Here is a 16,716-nt window from a genome sequence, read left to right as displayed (position 1 = left end):
ATGCGCATCACCAATTCGCAGAGCACCGCCATCCTCCTGGACTCGATGAGCCGCAACACCGAGAAGATGTCGCAGCTGATGCAGCAGATGTCCAGCAGCAACCGCATCCAGCACCCCTCGGACGACCCCATCGCCGCGGTGCGCATCCTGCGCATCCAGCGCTCGGAGGCCAGCCTGGCCCAGTACGGCAGCAACATCGCCGGGGTCTCGGGCAACCTGTCGATCCAGGAAACCAACCTGCAGTCCACCTCCGACACCCTGCTGGACATCCGCGACCTGCTGCTGTGGGCGGCCAACGGCTCCAACGCCAACGAGCAGCTCGGCGCCATGGCCGGCGAGCTGTCGAACCTGGAGAAGACCCTGGTCAGCTACCTCAACGTCAAGGACGAGGAGGGCCGCTACCTGTTCTCCGGCACCCTCACCGACCAGCCGGCGGTGACCTACGACGAGGCCAGCGGCACCTACAGCGCCACCGGCAACGACAAGACGCGCCAGGCGGTGGTGGCCAACGGCGTGATGGTCGACGAGAACGTCGCCATCCGCCCGCTGTTCGGCAACGGCATGGACCTGCTCAACGGCCTCCACGCCCTGGTGGCCAAGCTGCAGGACCCGGCCCTGGACAGCAGCGACCCGGCCATCCACCAGAGCATCGCGGCCACCCTCGACCTGCTGGACGACAGCCATGGCAAGTTGCTGTCGGCCATCACCGACCTGGGCGGGCGGCAGAACACCCTGACCCTGCTGGACAACAGCAACCAGGACAGCTCCCTGGTCAACCAGAAGGTCGAGGGCGACCTCTCGGCGCTGGACTACGCCAAGGCCAGCATCGACCTGGGCAACTACAAGCTGGCCCTGCAGGCGACGCAGAAGACCTACCTGACGGTCAACGGCCTGTCGCTGTTCAGCCTGCTCTGAGGACCCTGGCGCGATGAAGGTCGAGAACCCGTTCCCGGCGGTCGCCGCCATCGACGGCCAGCCGCGCCAGGCGCCGGCGGCAGTGGGCGAGCGCACCCTGCGCCAGCGCAAGCCGGCGCGCAGCGCGGCCAGCACTGGCGAACGCAGCCCGGGCAAGGCCGCCGGCTTCAGCATCCAGCTCAACCAGCAGCTCAGCGCCATGCAGAGCGCCGAAGGCTACCTGGGCGAGCTGGCCGACCGCCTCAACCAGCTCAAGCTCAGCCTGGGCCGCGAACTGGGCAGCGGCCAGGGCGGCAACCGCAAGCAGCTGGAGCAGCCGCTGCAACAGGCCGCCGAGCTGCTGGCGCAACGCCGCGAGCGCAGCGCCGGCGGGCTGGACGCCAACCTCGACCTGCACCTGCACGAAGCGGCGCGCACCCGCTTCGCCATCGACGGCCTGGCCACCCTCGACGAAGCCCGCGCAGGCGGCCGCGAGACCCTGCTGTTCCACACCGGCCGCGCCCAGGGCGAACCCGGCGTGGTGGTGCTGGACGACGCCATGAGCGACCAGCAGTTGCTGCGCAGCTTCAACATCGGCCTGGCGTCCAGCGGCATCCGCGCGGAACTCGACGCCGACGGCAGGCTGACTTTCTCCATGGCCGAGGCCGACTGGCGCAAGCAGGGCGGCCAGCTCAACGTGCAGGGGGAGGGCAAGCGCTTCGCCAAGGACCGCGCCAGCCCTGCCCGCACCCGCGAGCAGCGCCTGCTGGACCTGCCGCAGAGCCTGGTCGGCAGCGACCAGCGCGAACTGCGCCACATGCTCGACCAGGTGATAGACGCGCTGGACCGCATCGGCACCCTGCGCGACCAGCTACGCCAGCGCCAGGGCGAGATCCGCGAGTTCCTCGCCCGCCAGGCCGACCGCGACGAGCAGCAATGGGCGCAGGACTACGCGGCGTCGATATTCAACCTGGTGCGCGACAGCGGCTCCAGTTACGCGGCGGTGACCCAGACCGTGGTGGCCCAGGCCAACCTGAGCCGTTTCGCGGTGGTCAGCCTGCTTTCTTGAGCCGGGCTTGTTAAGCTGCGCCGAACCCTGGGGCCGATCGACGGTCCCAGTTCGCAGACGACGGACAGGAAGGCTCCGTTCGTACCCTTGACAATGACGGTTAGGTCGATCCGCATGGTTTACGTACAACGCGATGGGCAAGGAAATCTGTTGAGAGTGGAAAGCCAGCCCTTCGAAGGCATGAACGACACCCTGGCCTACCAGAGCGAGGAGCTCCGGCAGTGGCTGGATGCGCGCACCGAGGTGCGCAGCCGGCTGGACCTGCTGCGCCAGTCCGACCTGGAAGTGATCCGCGTGCTGGAAGACGTGGTCAACGTGCTGGTCGAGCGCGGGGTGATCCGCTACACCGACCTGCCCGAGGCGGCCCGGCGCAAACTCGACGAACGCGCGGTGGCGCGCGCCGAACTGGAAGGCCTGGCGGACCACCCCGGCGACGACGACTGAGCGGCCGCACCGAGGCGCTTTTCGCAGGATGGGTATCGCTGCGCTCAACACCATCCTGCGAGAGTCCGTGCCCGTCCGTAGGGTAGGAGCGGACCTTGTCCGCGATGGCCGGACGTTCCGGCGCGGATCGCGGATGAGATCCTACGTCGCTCCCACCTGCGCCATGCCCCTGCAGGAGCGACTGTCTTGCCCCGCGCGCCGAGGCGCTCTTCGTAGGATGGGTTGAGCCGAAACCCATCGGGCCATGGTGATGGGTATCGCTGCGCTCAACCCATCCTACGAGGGCATTCCTCCTGCGACTGTAGGAGCGAGCTTGTTCGCGAACCCCCGGGTTTGAAAGTCGGCATCGGGGCGCAGGGCGGCTGGCCGCTCGCCTAGACTGGCGGCATCGCCCCGCGGAGCCCGCCCATGACCCCACTCGCCGAGCGCATCGCCGCCCTGGACTGGCCAGCGCTGGCCACGCGCCTGGACGCCGGCGGCCACGCCCTGGTCCCCGGGCTGCTCGACCCGCGTCAATGCCAGTGGCTGCGCGCCCTCTACGCCCGCGACGAACCCTTCCGCAGCCGGGTGGTCATGGCCCGCCACGGTTTCGGCCTGGGCGAGTACCGCTACTTCGCCTATCCCTTGCCGGCGCCGCTGCAGACGCTGCGCGAGGCCTTCTATCCGCCCCTGGCGAACATCGCCAACGCCTGGCAACGGCGCCTGGGCCTGGCGCCGGCATACCCGCCGCAGCACGCCGAATTCCTCGAACGTTGCCACGCCGCCGGCCAACTGCGCCCCACGCCGTTGCTGTTGCGCTATGGCGAGGGCGACTACAACTGCCTGCACCAGGACCTGTACGGCGAACTGGCCTTCCCGCTGCAGGTCGCCATCCTGCTGTCGCAGCCGGGCGAGGAGTTCGGCGGCGGCGAGTTCGTCCTCACCGAACAGCGCCCGCGCATGCAGTCGCGGGTGGAGGTGGCGCCGTTGTGCCAGGGTGATGCCGTGGTGTTCGCTGTCTCGCAGCGGCCGGTGCGGGGCGCGCGTGGGGACTATCGGGTGAGCATGCGCCATGGGGTCAGCCGGTTGTTGTGGGGGGAGCGGTTTACATTGGGTGTCATCTTTCACGATGCGCTTTGAGGGCTGCCCTGCGTACCATCGCCTGCCGTACAGCAGACGAAGGAGCGTGCAATGCATTACGAGGTCGTGGTGGCCCACCGTAGCGAGTATCCGGAGCCGATCACTTTTGCCAGGGGCGCGTTGCTGAAGGTGGGGGAGCGCTACGAGGGGCCTGAGGGTTGGGACGATTGGTACTTCTGCGCGGCAGCTGGGCGGGAAGGCTGGGTGCCGGCTCAGGTCTTCGAACGGGTGGGCGAGGGCGTTGGGCGGGCGCTGGAGGACTATACGGCGCGGGAGATGGAGGTGGGGGTTGGGGAGAGAGTGGTTGGTGGCAGGATTCTTGGGGGATGGGTCTGGTGTTGCCGGGAAGGGGATTCGGGGTGGGTGCCTTTGGCGTGTCTGCGGGCGTTGGGTTGACGCTGCTCAAGAGCCCCTCTCCCTAACCCTCTCCCTGAAGGGAGAGGGGACTGTCCGTGCCGATGCTGGAGCCGTGCCTCATTGAGGTTTCAGGCGCGGATAAAACGACCAGGGAGATTTGGAATATCGCTTCAGGCCATACGGCCCCCTCTCCCTCTGGGAGAGGGCTGGGGTGAGGGTTGCGGGCCTGCAGCAAACACCCAAAACCCCACCTGGGCACCCCCCAAAAAAAGCCCCAGCCTGGCGCCAGGGCCGGGCCGCCATCGCGGCCCAAGGTCAGGGGTTCCCGGCTCAGTGATGCCCGAGGAAATCCATCAGCAGCGCATTCACCGCTTCCGCCGCCTCCATCTGCAGCATGTGTGCCTGCTCCGGCAGCACGTGGACTTCGGCGCTCAGGCCCTGGGCGTGGCTGGCCGGGATGATGGCGTCGGCCTCGCCCCGGATCACCAGCGCCGTGTCCACGCCTTCCAGGCGCTTGTACTTGAGCATGTCCTCCAGCATCTGCCGGTTCACCAGCGCGGCGTCGGAGAACAGCTGTACCAACTGCGGCTTGAGGGCATTGGCCAGCCCCGAGCGCCAGGCCCTGCTCGACGCCCTGGTGCGCCACCGCTGGCAGCCGGGCCCCGCGGCCCAGGCCCTGGGCATCTCGCGGGCGACGCTGTACCGCCGGGTGAAGCAGCACGGCATCGAGATGCCGCGGGCGAAACTCGAACCCGCCTGCTCTTCGCACGGCGGAAACCATGGCCCGGCAGGCTCCCCCTACGGGAAGCCTGCGCCTTATACCCTGCCCAGCCTGATGGTCAGCGGCCAGCTCACCTGGCGCGTTTCCACCTCGCCCCAGGCCGCCTGCAACTCCCCGCGCAGCGCCTCGACCGGGTCCTGGCCGGTGGTTTGGCGGTAGCTGGCCACCGCCGACCAGCTGTACAGGTAGTCGACCAGGCGCTGAAAACTCCACTGCGCCTCCAGGGCGAAGAGCGGCGTCTCCACGCGCTCGAAGGGGAAGGGGATGGTTTCGTAGCCGGTCTCCACATGCTTGCGCTCCGGCGCCCAGTAGGGGCCGACCAGGTCGTGGTAGAGGTGGCGGATCAGCGCGTCCAGGCGCTCGTCGATGTTCAGCAGGTTGTAGGAGACCACCGCCAGCAGCGCGCCGGGGCGCGACACGCGGCGCACCTCGGCGTAGAAGCGCTCGACGTCGAACCAGTGCAGGGCCTGGGCCACCAGGGTGAGGTCGACGCTGGCCGGCTGCAGCGAGGTGCTTTCCGCCGGTTCGCAGCGGTAGTCGATGTTGGCCTCGCGGGGGGCCTGTTCCAGCTGCTTGGCGTTGATGTCGGTGGCCACCACCTGCTGGAAGTGCCGGGCCAGGTCGAGGCTGGCCTGGCCCGAGCCGCAGCCGCAATCCCAGGCCAGGGCGGTGGAGGGCGCCACCTGCGCCAGCCAGGCGAAGAACGCCGGATCGTAGGTCGGGCGACCGGCGCGGTAGGCGTCGGCCTGCTGGCTGAACAACTGGCGGGTGTCGGTCATGGGGGAGCTCCGGGGGCGGCGGGCGGGGGACTATCTTGCCGGTGGGTGTGGGAGGGGCTCAAGGGGCGGAGTCAGCCCGATGTCCCGGCACAACCGGGAGCGCCGTTCGCGAGCAAGCTCGCTCCTATGTATGGACTCACCCCCACCGTCAACCCGCTTTTGAACATGAAAACCCGACTGCATCTATGTATTAGGCCTGTTCGAGGAAGCCACGTCGGGCTTCTGGCCAACATTGGGTAAGCCCGCGGAATGCCGATTACAAAGAGGCCTCGAAGGCCGGTAGGAGCGTAGGCATCGATCCGCGACGGTCTGACCAGGGGTCAATGTTCTTCAGCAAGGGTTGGAGCGACTTGGCGCCCCGTTGGCGGGAACTCGTTGATCAGTGGCTCATTTCCATCTCCCGGCAAGCATTCGGCTTGCGCTGGTAGGTTTGTTCGCTGCACAGCAGCACCCAGGCGATACGCAGGTTGCGGTTGGCCAGTCGCACTGCCGCGCCCTTGCGCCCCAGACGTTGTAGCCAGCGCTGCAGGCGCCGATCGTCCGGGTGTTCGGAATCGGGCCGCAGTTGCTTCAACACCGCATGCGAGCCTACGACCATCAGGCTGCGCACATAGGCGTCGCCACGTTTGGTCATCTTGCCCAGCCTTACCTTCTGCCCGCTGCTGTGCTGGTCGGGCACGATGCCGAAGTAGGCAGCGAACTGACGCGCATTGGCGAAACGTTCCGGCTCGACCTGTTTGGCCAGCAAGGCCGTAGCCGTGATCGGACCGATACCGCGTACCGTCATCAGCCGTTTCGCTGTCGGGTCGGCGGCGGCACAGGCTTCCAGACGCCCGGTCAGCGCGGCGATACGCTCGCCCAGCCGTTTCCATTCGTTCAGCATCTCGTCGATCAGCTCGCGCAGCAGCGCCGGCAACGGCTGGCTGGCGTCTTCCAGCACCCGGGTGACACCTTGCTTCAAGCCCACATCCCCCTGCGCCAGGGCGATACCCTGCTCCAGCAGCAGCCCGCGGATCTGATTACCCATGGCGGTGCGCCGCCGCACATAGCCCCGCCGAACCCGGTGCCAGGCCTGCATCGCCAGTGCCGCGACGCTCTTCACCGGCACCGACGCGATACTGCTATCCCGGCCCGCCCGCAGAATGGCGTGGGCATCATTGCGATCATTCTTCGCTCCGCTCCGGTGCTCGGCCACCCGCTGAGCCGGCAGGATACGCACCAGGTTGCCCTGCGCCTGCAGCAGCCGGGCCCAGGCTTGTGCTCCAGGGCCGGTCTCCATCAGCACCGTCACGCCCTCCGGCAGCTTCTGCAGAAACACCTGAAACGCTTCACGCGACTTGATTCGCTGTTCGTACGCCAGTTGACCCAGGGCGTCTTCCCCCGCCACCTGGAAGACCTTTTTCGCCAGATCCACGGCGACTGTCGTGCACACCGATACATCGGTTGCAGACACCGGCTTATTCATCGTCGTATGCTTTTTCATGGACTCACCCTCACTGTCGGTGGCTTCTTAGACCGCCACCGTGGCGCCTCGACGCCTCGGTGAGGGTGAGTCCATCCAATTACAGGTGCAGGTGACATGCTCTCGTAGGATGGGTTGAGCGAAGCGATACCCATCGCCATGGTCCGATGGGTTTCGCAAGCTCAACCCATCCTACGAAAAGCGCTTCGGCGCAGCGGGCATAAAAAAGCCCCGCGATCAGCAGCGTGCGTCGCGGGGCCAAGTGGCCGGAGAGTGGCCAGGGAGGAACCTGTCAGGCCCGGGGTTGCCAGCCGCCGCCCAGGGCCTTGTAGATGGCGACTATGCCGCGGTAGACGTCGACTTCGGCCAGGGCCTGGGCGTCTTCGGCGGCCAGTTGTTCGCGCTCGGCGTCCAGCAGGTTTAGGAAGTCCAGGGTGCCTTCGCGGTATTGCACGCCGGCCAGTTCGGCGGCCTTGCGGCTGGCCTCGGACTGGCGCACCAGCACCAGCATGCGCTGCTGGCGCTTGCCGTAGTCGCTGAAGGCGTTGGAGGACTCTTCCAGGGCCAGCAGCACCTGCTGCTCGTAGCTGGCGAGCGCGGCGTCGGCGTCGGCCTTGGAGGCGCGCAGGCGGGCGCGCACGCTGCCCAGGTCGAAGGCGGCCCAGCTGATGGTCGGCGCCACGCCCCAGGCGCGGGCGGCGCCTGAGCCTATCTGCGAGCCGCGCCCGGCGGTGTAGCCGAGGAAGCCGCCGAGGCTCACCCGCGGGAACAGGTCGGCGGTGGCTACGCCGACGTCCGCCGTGGCCGCGGCCAGGCGGCGTTCGGCGGCGGCGACGTCGGCGCGGCGGCGCAGCAGGTCGCCCGGGTCGCCGATCGGCAGGGCCTTGGCGATGGCCGGCAGCTGCTTGGGCGAGAGGTCCACGCTGAGCTGGTCCGGGCGCTGGCCGAGGAGGGTGGCGATGCGGTTGCGCTGGCGCACTTCCTCGGCCTGCAGTTGCGGCAGGGTGGCTTCGGTGGCGGCCAGGCGCGCTTCGGCGCGCTGTACGTCCAGTTCGTTGCCCACGCCGTTGTCGCGCAGCTGGATGGTCAGGTCGCGGGACTCGCGCTGGTTCTTCAGGTTGTCGCGGGCGATGCCTTCCCTCAACTGCGCGCCGCGCAGCTGCCCGTAGGCGTCGGCCAGTTCGGCGACCAGGCTGACCTGCAGCTGCTGCAGGTCGGCCTGGGCGGCCTGGCTCTGCGCGTCGGCCGATTCCAGCTCGCGGCGCACGCGGCCGAACAGGTCGACTTCCCAGATCATGTCCAGGCCCAGGTCGTAGCGCTCCTGGTTGACGCGGTCCTCGGTCTGCCCGGGCACCTGGCCCTTGCCGACCTCCGAGGAGACGCGGCTGGTCACGGTGGGGAAGCGGTCGTTGGAGACGTCGTCGCGGATCGCCCGCGAGGCCAGCACGCGGTCGTAGGCCACGCGCAGCTCGCGGTTTTCCTGCAGGGCCTGGTCGACCAGCTGGCTCAGCACCGGGTCGTCGAACTGTTTCCACCAGGCGTCTTCGAAGCGGCTGCGGTCGAAGGCTGCCGCGCCGGTTTCGAGCTTGGCCGGCGCGGTGTCCGGCTGCTTATAGTCGGGGCCGACCATGCAGGCGCTGAGGCTCAGGGCCAGCAGCGCCGGGGCGAAGTGTTTCAGGTTCATGCGTGGCTGGCCTCGTGGGTCAGGCGGGCTTGTTTCTTCGCTTCGCGGGCTTCCATGAAGCGGCGGATGAGGACGTAGAACACCGGTGTCAGCAGCAGGCCGAAGAAGGTCACCCCGAGCATCCCGGAGAACACCGCGACGCCCATCGCGTGGCGCATCTCGGCGCCGGCGCCGGTGGACAGCACCAGCGGCACCACGCCCATGATGAAGGCGATGGAGGTCATCAGGATCGGCCGCAGGCGCAGGCGGCAGGCTTCCAGCACGGCGGCGACGCGGTCCATGCCTTCTTCCTGCTTGTCCTTGGCGAACTCGACGATGAGGATGGCGTTCTTGCACGCCAGGCCCACCAGCACGATCAGGCCGATCTGGGTGAAGATGTTGTTGTCGCCGCCGGCGACTATCACCCCGCCGATGGCCGACAGCAGGGTCATCGGCACGATCAGGATCACCGCCAGCGGCAGGCCCCAGCTCTCGTACAGCGCGGCCAGCACCAGGAAGGCCAGCAGCACGCAGAGCGGGAAGACGAAGGCCGCGGTGTTGCCGGCGAGGATCTGCTGGTAGGTCAGGTCGGTCCACTCGTAGGTCATGCCGTTGGGCAGTTCCTGCTTGAGCAGTTTCTCCATCGCCGCCTCGGCCTGGCCGGAGCTGTAGCCGGGCGCCGCGGCGCCGTTGATCTCGGCGGTGATGAAGCCGTTGTAGTGCATCACCCGGTCGGGGCCGGAGGTGTCGCTGATCTTGATGAAGGTGGCCAGGGGGACCATTTCACCCAGGTTGTTGCGCACCTTCAGCTGGCCGATCTGCTCCGGGTCCAGGCGGAAGTTCTGGTCGGCCTGGACGTTGACCTGGTAGGTGCGGCCGAAGCGGTTGAAGTCGTTGGCGTACAGCGAACCCAGGTACACCTGCAGGGTGTCGAAGATGTCGCTGATGGCCACGCCGTGGGTCTTGGCCTTCTCGCGGTCGATGGCGGCGTCCACCTGCGGCACGTTCACCTGGTAGCTGGTGAACACCGACATGGGGTTCAGCTCGGGCAGCGCGCGGGCCTTGGCGAGGATGTTCTGGGTCTGCGTGTAGAGCTCCTCGTAGCCCAGGCTGCCGCGGTCCTCGACCTGCACGCGGAAGCCGCCGATGGTCCCCAGCCCCTGTACCGGCGGCGGCGGGAAGATGGCGATGTAGGCGTCCTGGATGTCGGCGAACTGCTTGTTCAGCTCGGCGGCGATCTCGCCGGCGGACATGCCCGGACCCTTGCGCTGGTCGAAGTCCTTCAGCGGGGTGAAGACGATGCCGCTGTTGGGGCTGTTGGTGAAGCCGTTGATCGACAGGCCCGGGAAGGACACGGTGTGCTCGATGCCCGGGTGCTTGCCGGCGATTTCCGACATGCGCTTGATCACCGCCTCGGTGCGGTCGAGGGTCGCCGCGTCGGGCAGTTGGGCGAAGGCCACCAGGTACTGCTTGTCCTGCTGCGGCACGAAGCCGGTCGGGGTGCTGGAGAAGCCCAGGTAGGTGAGGGCGATCAACCCGGCGTAGATGAATAGGGCGATGGAGCTGCCGCGCAGCACGCGGGTGACGGTGCCGACGTAGCCATGGCTGGCGCGGTCGAAGAAGCGGTTGAACGGGCGGAACAGCCAGCTGCCCAGCAGCTTGTCGAGGATCAGCGAGAAGCGGTCCTTGGGCTCGTGGTGGCCCTTGAGCAGCACGGCGGCCAGGGCCGGCGACAGGGTCAGCGAGTTGAACGCGGAGATCACCGTGGAAATCGCGATGGTCAGCGCGAACTGCCGGTAGAACTGCCCGGTGAGGCCGGAGATGAACGCAGTCGGCACGAACACGGCGCACAGCACCAGGGCGGTGGCGATGATCGGCCCGGTCACTTCCTTCATGGCGCGCTTGGTCGCCTCGATGGGTGTCAGCCCGAGGCCGATGTTCCGCTCGACGTTCTCGACCACCACGATGGCGTCGTCCACCACGATGCCGATGGCCAGCACCAGGCCGAACAGCGACAGCGCGTTGAGCGAGAAGCCGAAGAAGTGCATGACCGCGAAGGTGCCGATCAGCGACACCGGCACGGCGGCCAGCGGGATGATCGAGGCGCGCCAGGTCTGCAGGAACAGCACCACCACCAGCACCACCAGCACCAGGGCTTCGAACAGGGTGTGCACCACCGCCTCGATGGAGCCGCGGACGAAGATGGTCGGGTCATAGACGATGGAGTAGTCCACGCCCTGGGGGAACTGCTTCTTCAGCTCGGCCATCTTCTCGCGCACCTCGTTGGAGATGGCGATGGCGTTGGAGCCGGGGCGCTGGAAGATCGGGATGGCCACCGCCGGCTGGTTGTCCAGCAGCGAGCGCAGGGCGTACTGGCTGGAGCCCAGTTCGATGCGCGCGATGTCCTTCAGGCGGGTGATCTCGCCGTCCGGGCCGCTGCGGATGATGATGTTCTCGAACTCTTCCTCGCTGACCAGGCGGCCTTGGGTGTTGATCGACAGCTGGAAGCTGGTGGCGCTGGGCGCGGGCGGCGCGCCGAGGGCGCCGGCGGCGACCTGGCGGTTCTGCTCGCGGATGGCGTTGACCACGTCGGTGGCGGTGAGGTTGCGCGAGGCCACCTTGTTCGGGTCGAGCCACACGCGCAGCGAGTAGTCGCCCATGCCGAACAACTGCACGTCGCCCACGCCGTCCAGGCGCGCCAGCTCGTCCTTGATGTTGAGGATGGCGTAGTTGGACAGGTAGAGCATGTCGTAGCGGTTGTCCGGCGAGGTCAGGTGCACGACCATGGTCAGGTCGGGCGAGGCCTTGTCGACGGTGATGCCGATGTGGGTGACCTCCTCGGGCAGCTTCGGCTCGGTGCGCGTCACGCGGTTCTGCACCTGCACCTGGGCGTTGTCCAGGTCGGTGCCCAGGGCGAAGGTGATGGTCAGCGTCATCTTGCCGTCGGCGGTGGACTGCGAGGACATGTAGAGCATGTTCTCGACGCCGGTGATGGCCTGCTCCAGGGGCGCGGCGACGGTCTCGCCGATCACCTTGGGGTTGGCGCCGGGGAAGGTGGCGCGCACCACCACGGTGGGCGGCACCACTTCGGGGTATTCGCTGATCGGCAACTGGAACAGCGAGATGGCCCCGCCGATCAGGATGATCAGCGAGAGCACGGCGGCGAAGATCGGCCGCTGCACGAAGAATTGCGAGAAGTTCATGGTTCGTTCCTGGCGCGCGGGGCGCTAAACCCTGGGCAAAAGGTCACCCGCGGCCCTGGGTGGGGCCAGGGCCGGGTACTGCGTTGTCGATGTGCCCCGCTCAGGGGCGGGTCGTCGTCAGATGCGGCTGGGCTTGCCCGGCGACTGTTCGGCGACCTTCGGCGGCTCGCTGTCTTCCACCGCCTGGCGCGAGCGGGCGAGGGCGGCGAGGGTGTCCGGGCTGGCCATGGGCACGCCCTGGGCATCCACCTCGGCGCCGGGGCGCACGCGCTGCAGGCCGTTGACCACGATGCGGTCGCCCTTGGCCAGGCCGCTGCGGACGATGCGCAGGCCTTCCAGCTTCGGCCCCAGTTCGATGGCGCGGTAGGCCACCTTCTTGTCGGCGCCGACCACCAGCACGAACTTTTTGCCCAGGTCGGTGCCGACCGCTTCGTCCTTGATCAGCGCGGCGTCGTAGGTGCCGGAGCCGACCAGCTTGATGCGCGCATAGAGGCCGGGGGTGTAGAGGCCGTCCTTGTTGTCGAACACCGCGCGGCCGCGGATGGTGCCGGTCTTGGGGTTGACCTGGTTGTCGAGGAAGTCCAGGCGGCCCAGGTGCGGGAAGCCGTCCTCGCCGGTCAGGCCGAGGTACACCGGGGTGCTGCCGCGGGCGTCCGGGCCGCCGGCGCGGGCCATGGCCACGTACTTCAGGTAGACGCGCTCGTCGGCGTCGAAGTAGGCGTAGACCTTGTCCGTGGAAACCAGGGTGGTGAGCAGGCTCTGCCCGGAATTGACCAGGTTGCCGGCGGTCACTTCGGCGCGCGAGACGCGGCCGTCGATGGGCGCGGTGATCTGGGTGAAGGACAGGTTCAGCCGGGCGTTGTCCAGCTCGGCCTGGGTCGCCGCGACCTGGGCGCGGGCCTCGGTGGCGGCGGCGCTGCGGGCGTCGGCCAGCTCGGCGGAGATGGCGTTGGTGGCGCGCAGGCGGTCGCCGCGGGCGGCTTCGTTGGCGGTGCGCGTCTGGTTGGCGCGGGCCTGTGCCAGTTGGGCCTCAAGGCGATGGACCTCGGCCTGGAACGGGCGCGGGTCGATCTGGAACAGCAGGTCGCCTTTCTTCACCAGGGCGCCTTCGCGGAAGGTCACCTTGTCGATGTAGCCGGAGACGCGCGGGCGCAGCTCGACGGACTCCGGCGCCTCCAGGCGGCCGGTGAACTCGTCCCACTCGTTGACCGGCTGTTCGATGACCTCGGCGACGCTGACCTTGGGCGCGGGCATGTTCTGCGCGGCTTCCTGGGTCTTGCCGCAGGCGCTGAGCACCAGGACGGCGGCCAGTGCCAGGGGGATACGCAAGGGTTTGAGTGAACGCTCCATGGGGAAGACTCCGGCATTTTTTCTGTAATGGGCGGAGTCTGCGTTCCAGGCGTCTAAGTCGCTAATCGAACGGGAGCATTCTTATTATCACGGCCAGTGATAAACCCTGTTGCATTATCCGTATCAATCGATGGGGGATTTTCTGCTACTCGCTGTGCGGTGGACCGTTTGCGTACATGGATTCAGGGAGCTTCCAGGTTCCGCTTCACGCCGAACGGTCCCCTCTCCCGCTTGCGGGGGAGGGTTAGGGAGGGGGAGCGGAGTGCAGGGTTGGCAGCGGAGTGTCGGCGAAGTCCGCAACCCTCACCCCAGCCCTCTCCCAGAGGGAGAGGGGGCCGTCCGGCGCGGGCGGCGAAGCCGGAGTCATCCCTAATATGCCTGGGGCGTTATGCGCCCCAGGCTACAGGAGAGACGCCATCGTAGGATGGGTTGAGCGAAGCGATACCCATCGCCATGACCGAGCGATAGCGGCGTGGGATCAGGCCTTGGCCAGGCGGGCGCGGGCCACGCGCGAGCCGTTTTCCTTGCCGAGCACCTGGCAGATGCGCTGGCCGGCGGCGATCAGGGCGTCGAGGTCGATGCCGGTGTGGATGCCCAGGCCGTCGAGCAGGTAGAGCACATCCTCGGTGGCCACGTTGCCGGTGGCGCCCTTGGCGTAGGGGCAGCCGCCGAGGCCGGCGACCGAGCTGTCGAACACCGCGATGCCTTCCAAGAGGCTTGCGTAGATGTTCGCCAAGGCCTGGCCGTAGGTGTCGTGGAAGTGCCCGGCCAGGCGTTCGCGCGGCACGCGGGCGCCGACCGTTTCGAACATGGCGCGGGTGGCGCCGGCGGTGCCGACGCCGATGGTGTCGCCCAGGGAGACTTCGTAGCAGCCCATGGCGTCCAGCTCGGCGGCCACGGCGGCGACCTGCTGCACGTCCACCTCGCCCTGGTAGGGGCAACCGAGCACGCAGGACACGTAGCCGCGCACGCGGATGCCGTGCTCGCGGGCGGCGTCCATCACCGGCACGAAGCGCTCCAGGCTCTCCTTGATGGAGCAGTTGATGTTCTTCTGCGAGAAGGCCTCGGAGGCGGCGGCGAACACCGCCACTTCCTTCACCCCGGCCTCCAGCGCGGCCTCGAAGCCCTTGAGGTTGGGCGCCAGGGCGGCGTAGGTGACGCCGGGTTTCTGCTGGATGCCGGCGAAGACTTCGGCCGAGCCGGCCATCTGCGGCACCCACTTGGGCGAAACGAAGCTGCCGACCTCGACGTAGGCCAGGCCGGCGGCGCTCAGGTCGTCCACCAGGCGCACCTTGTCGGCGACGCTGATGGGCTGTTTCTCGTTCTGCAGGCCGTCGCGCGGGCCGACTTCGACCAGGCGGACGTGTTGGGGCAGGGGCATGCTGGGTCCTCGTTGTGTTCTGTGGGGGAGGGTGCCGGGCTCGGCCGTTGCCCTCTCCCTAACCCTCTCCCTGAAGGGAGAGGGGACTGTCCTGCGCAGCGGTGGCTTCCGGCTCACACGGACGGTCCGCATGGCACGAATGCTCCCTCTCCCTTCAGGGAGAGGGCTGGGGAGAGGGGCTCTTCGGCTGTTACGCCGAAGCCTCTTCCAGTTCGACCAACGCCGTACCCTCGGCCACCAGTTCGCCTTCGTTGCAATACAGCGATTTCACCACGCCGGCGTGCGGCGCGCGAATGCTGTGTTCCATCTTCATGGCTTCCAGCACCACCAGGGCGGCGCCGGCTTCCACCGTTTGGCCGGGCTGGACCAGGATGCGCACGATGCTGCCGTTCATCGGCGCGCCCAGGCCGCCGTGGTGGGCGTGGGCGGCCTCGGCTTCGGCGATGGCGTCGTAGCAGCGCACCGGCACCAGTTCGCCCTGCCATTCCAGGTACAGGCTGTCGCCCTGGCGCAGGGCCAGGTGGCGGCGGCGCAGGCCGTCGAGGTCCACTTCCAGCCATTCGCCCTTGAGCGTCGCGCCGCGCACGCCATCGGCATGGCGCAGGCGCACCACCTGGGATTCGCCCTTGGCCAGCAGGTGCAGGTCGGTTTCCCCCGGCAGGCCGCTGCGCCAGCCATCGCGGGCGCTCCACGGGGAGTGGGCGTCGTCGTTGCGCACGCGCTCGGCTTCGCTCTGCGCCCAGGCCTCGCCGGCCAGTTGCCAGAATTGCGGCGGCAGTTCGCCGGGCGCCGGCAGCAGTTGCTCCTGGTGGCGGGCGATGAAGCCGGTGTCCAGCTCGGCGGCGGCGAAGGCCGGATGGGCCAGCACGCGGCGCAGGAACGCCAGGTTGGTCTTGAAGCCGCCCACGGCGGTTTCGCTCAGCATCGACAGCAGGCGCTGGCGGGCTTCCTCGCGGTTCTCGCCCCAGGCGATCAGCTTGGCCAGCATGGGGTCGTAGAACGGCGAGATGTCGTCGCCCTCGCGGATGCCGCTGTCCACCCGGCGGCCGGGGCCGGCCGGCGCTTCGCGGTACAGCGCCAGGTGGCCGCTGGCGGGCAGGAAGCCGCCTTCCGGGTCCTCAGCGTAGAGGCGTACTTCGATGGCGTGGCCGTTCAGCGGCACCTGTTCCTGAGTGATCGGCAGCGGCTCGCCACGGGCCACGCGGATCTGCCAGGCCACCAGGTCGAGGCCGGTGATGGCCTCGGTGACCGGGTGTTCCACCTGCAGGCGGGTGTTCATTTCCATGAAGAAGAACTGGCCGCTGCCCTCGTCGTAGAGGAATTCCACGGTGCCGGCGCCGACGTAGCCGATGGCCTGGGCGGCGCGCACGGCGGCTTCGCCCATGCCGCGGCGCAGTTCCACCGAGAGGCCGGGGGCGGGGGCTTCCTCGACCACCTTCTGGTGGCGGCGCTGGATCGAGCAGTCGCGCTCGTTGAGGTACAGGCAGTTGCCGTGCTGGTCGGCGAACACCTGGATTTCCACGTGGCGCGGCTTGGTCAGGTATTTCTCCACCAGCATGCGCGAGTCGCCGAAGCCGGACTGCGCCTCGCGCTGGGCGGATTCCAGGGCCTCGGCCAGTTCGCTTTCGCGCTCCACCACCTTCATGCCCTTGCCGCCACCGCCGGCGGCGGCCTTGAGCAGCACCGGGTAGCCGATGCGCGCGGCTTCGCGCTGGAAGGTGGCGTAGTCCTGGGCCTCGCCGTGGTAGCCGGGCACCAGGGGCACGCCGGCGTCTTCCATCAGCGCCTTGGCCGCGGACTTGCTGCCCATGGCGTCGATGGCGCTGGCCGGCGGGCCGAGGAACACCAGCCCGGCCTCTTCGCAGGCGCGGGCGAAGCCGGCGTTCTCCGAGAGGAAGCCGTAGCCGGGGTGGATGGCCTGGGCGCCGGCGGCCTTGGCCGCGGCCAGCACGGCGTCGGCGCGCAGGTAGGATTCGGCGGGCTTGGCGCCGCCCAGGTCGATGGCGATGTCCGCCTCCTCGACGTGGCGGGCGTGGCGGTCGGTGGCGCTGTGCACGGCGACGGTGGTCAGGCCCAGGGCCTTGGCGGTGCGCATCACCCGGCAGGCGATCTCGCCGCGGTTGGCCACTAGTAGCGTTGTAATCATTGTTTTGCTCCCTTGGAGAGCTGGAAGCCGGAAGCTATAAGCTGGAAGCTGAAGAGCACTCCCGCTTC

12 protein-coding genes and 2 pseudogenes are annotated in these 16,716 nt (G+C 68.2%); 6 read left to right on the top strand and 8 right to left on the bottom strand.

Annotated elements, in window-relative coordinates:
• From flgL to PcP3B5_RS17150, 5 genes are all read left to right on the top strand, one after another.
• A complete protein-coding gene (flgL, locus tag PcP3B5_RS17170; protein WP_061561960.1) occupies positions 1-915 on the top strand; it encodes a flagellar hook-associated protein FlgL in 915 nt (304 codons plus the stop codon).
• 13 nt (positions 916-928) lie between these two features.
• The gene (locus PcP3B5_RS17165) at positions 929-1,963 is read left to right on the top strand and encodes a hypothetical protein (RefSeq protein WP_061561959.1); all 1,035 of its coding nucleotides are present in this window, start codon (positions 929-931) and stop codon (positions 1,961-1,963) included.
• 114 nt (positions 1,964-2,077) lie between these two features.
• On the top strand, positions 2,078-2,407 hold the full coding sequence (locus PcP3B5_RS17160) for a hypothetical protein (protein WP_061561958.1): 330 nt from the start codon (positions 2,078-2,080) through the stop codon (positions 2,405-2,407).
• Between the two features lie 408 nt (positions 2,408-2,815).
• Entirely contained in the window at positions 2,816-3,526 is a 711-nt protein-coding gene (locus tag PcP3B5_RS17155) for a 2OG-Fe(II) oxygenase (RefSeq protein WP_061561957.1), read from the top strand.
• A gap of 51 nt (positions 3,527-3,577) precedes the next feature.
• Positions 3,578-3,922 (top strand): SH3 domain-containing protein, encoded by a 345-nt coding sequence (locus PcP3B5_RS17150; RefSeq protein WP_043313309.1) that lies wholly within the window; start codon positions 3,578-3,580, stop codon positions 3,920-3,922.
• A 291-nt stretch (positions 3,923-4,213) separates the two neighbouring features.
• Here the strand turns inward: PcP3B5_RS17150 and PcP3B5_RS17145 are convergent.
• Positions 4,214-4,483: pseudogene (locus PcP3B5_RS17145) on the bottom strand (acetoin dehydrogenase dihydrolipoyllysine-residue acetyltransferase subunit); the annotation flags it as partial.
• A gap of 7 nt (positions 4,484-4,490) precedes the next feature.
• Here PcP3B5_RS17145 and PcP3B5_RS30830 point away from each other — a divergent pair.
• Positions 4,491-4,619, top strand: a pseudogene (locus PcP3B5_RS30830) (helix-turn-helix domain-containing protein); the annotation flags it as partial.
• 80 nt (positions 4,620-4,699) lie between these two features.
• Here PcP3B5_RS30830 and PcP3B5_RS17140 read toward each other — a convergent pair.
• The 7 genes from PcP3B5_RS17140 to PcP3B5_RS17110 all read right to left on the bottom strand — a co-directional run bounded on the left by PcP3B5_RS17140 (position 4,700) and on the right by PcP3B5_RS17110 (position 16,648).
• The gene (locus tag PcP3B5_RS17140) at positions 4,700-5,443 is read right to left on the bottom strand and encodes a class I SAM-dependent methyltransferase (protein WP_061561956.1); all 744 of its coding nucleotides are present in this window, start codon (positions 5,441-5,443) and stop codon (positions 4,700-4,702) included.
• A gap of 379 nt (positions 5,444-5,822) precedes the next feature.
• Positions 5,823-6,926, bottom strand: coding sequence for an IS110 family RNA-guided transposase (locus PcP3B5_RS17135; RefSeq protein ID WP_061561955.1), 1,104 nt, complete (start codon positions 6,924-6,926; stop codon positions 5,823-5,825).
• Positions 6,927-7,197: 271 nt separating this feature from the next.
• Complete coding sequence (locus PcP3B5_RS17130; RefSeq protein ID WP_061561954.1) at positions 7,198-8,589, bottom strand: efflux transporter outer membrane subunit; 1,392 nt, start codon at positions 8,587-8,589, stop codon at positions 7,198-7,200.
• Positions 8,586-11,771, bottom strand: coding sequence for an efflux RND transporter permease subunit (locus tag PcP3B5_RS17125; RefSeq protein WP_061561953.1), 3,186 nt, complete (start codon positions 11,769-11,771; stop codon positions 8,586-8,588). The genes PcP3B5_RS17130 and PcP3B5_RS17125 overlap by 4 nt, the downstream gene beginning before the upstream one ends.
• Before the next feature lie 117 nt (positions 11,772-11,888).
• Complete coding sequence (gene mexE / locus PcP3B5_RS17120) at positions 11,889-13,121, bottom strand: multidrug efflux RND transporter periplasmic adaptor subunit MexE (RefSeq protein WP_058072981.1); 1,233 nt, start codon at positions 13,119-13,121, stop codon at positions 11,889-11,891.
• 478 nt (positions 13,122-13,599) lie between these two features.
• Positions 13,600-14,502 (bottom strand): hydroxymethylglutaryl-CoA lyase, encoded by a 903-nt coding sequence (locus PcP3B5_RS17115; protein ID WP_058072982.1) that lies wholly within the window; start codon positions 14,500-14,502, stop codon positions 13,600-13,602.
• A 190-nt stretch (positions 14,503-14,692) separates the two neighbouring features.
• Positions 14,693-16,648, bottom strand: a complete 1,956-nt coding sequence (locus tag PcP3B5_RS17110; RefSeq protein ID WP_061561952.1) for an acetyl/propionyl/methylcrotonyl-CoA carboxylase subunit alpha — start codon at positions 16,646-16,648, stop codon at positions 14,693-14,695.
• Between the last annotated feature and the right edge of the window lie 68 nt (positions 16,649-16,716).

It is taken from the genome of Pseudomonas citronellolis (assembly GCF_001586155.1).
GTDB lineage: Bacteria > Pseudomonadota > Gammaproteobacteria > Pseudomonadales > Pseudomonadaceae > Pseudomonas > Pseudomonas citronellolis.
The sequence above is the reverse complement of the archived record's forward strand: the minus strand, read 5'-3'. Positions and strand labels throughout refer to the sequence as shown.

What these genes read in the sequence shown, in the direction of transcription:
- PcP3B5_RS17125 (WP_061561953.1), bottom strand. Translation starts at nt 11,771, where the DNA reads ATGAACTTCTCGCAATTCTTCGTGCAGCGGCCGATCTTCGCCGCCGTG.
- PcP3B5_RS17165 (WP_061561959.1), top strand. Translation starts at nt 929, where the DNA reads ATGAAGGTCGAGAACCCGTTCCCGGCGGTCGCCGCCATCGACGGCCAG.
- PcP3B5_RS17110 (WP_061561952.1), bottom strand. Translation starts at nt 16,648, where the DNA reads ATGATTACAACGCTACTAGTGGCCAACCGCGGCGAGATCGCCTGCCGG.
- mexE (WP_058072981.1), bottom strand. Translation starts at nt 13,121, where the DNA reads ATGGAGCGTTCACTCAAACCCTTGCGTATCCCCCTGGCACTGGCCGCC.
- PcP3B5_RS17155 (WP_061561957.1), top strand. Translation starts at nt 2,816, where the DNA reads ATGACCCCACTCGCCGAGCGCATCGCCGCCCTGGACTGGCCAGCGCTG.
- PcP3B5_RS17140 (WP_061561956.1), bottom strand. Translation starts at nt 5,443, where the DNA reads ATGACCGACACCCGCCAGTTGTTCAGCCAGCAGGCCGACGCCTACCGC.
- PcP3B5_RS17115 (WP_058072982.1), bottom strand. Translation starts at nt 14,502, where the DNA reads ATGCCCCTGCCCCAACACGTCCGCCTGGTCGAAGTCGGCCCGCGCGAC.
- PcP3B5_RS17135 (WP_061561955.1), bottom strand. Translation starts at nt 6,926, where the DNA reads ATGAAAAAGCATACGACGATGAATAAGCCGGTGTCTGCAACCGATGTA.
- PcP3B5_RS17160 (WP_061561958.1), top strand. Translation starts at nt 2,078, where the DNA reads ATGGTTTACGTACAACGCGATGGGCAAGGAAATCTGTTGAGAGTGGAA.
- PcP3B5_RS17150 (WP_043313309.1), top strand. Translation starts at nt 3,578, where the DNA reads ATGCATTACGAGGTCGTGGTGGCCCACCGTAGCGAGTATCCGGAGCCG.
- PcP3B5_RS17130 (WP_061561954.1), bottom strand. Translation starts at nt 8,589, where the DNA reads ATGAACCTGAAACACTTCGCCCCGGCGCTGCTGGCCCTGAGCCTCAGC.
- flgL (WP_061561960.1), top strand. Translation starts at nt 1, where the DNA reads ATGCGCATCACCAATTCGCAGAGCACCGCCATCCTCCTGGACTCGATG.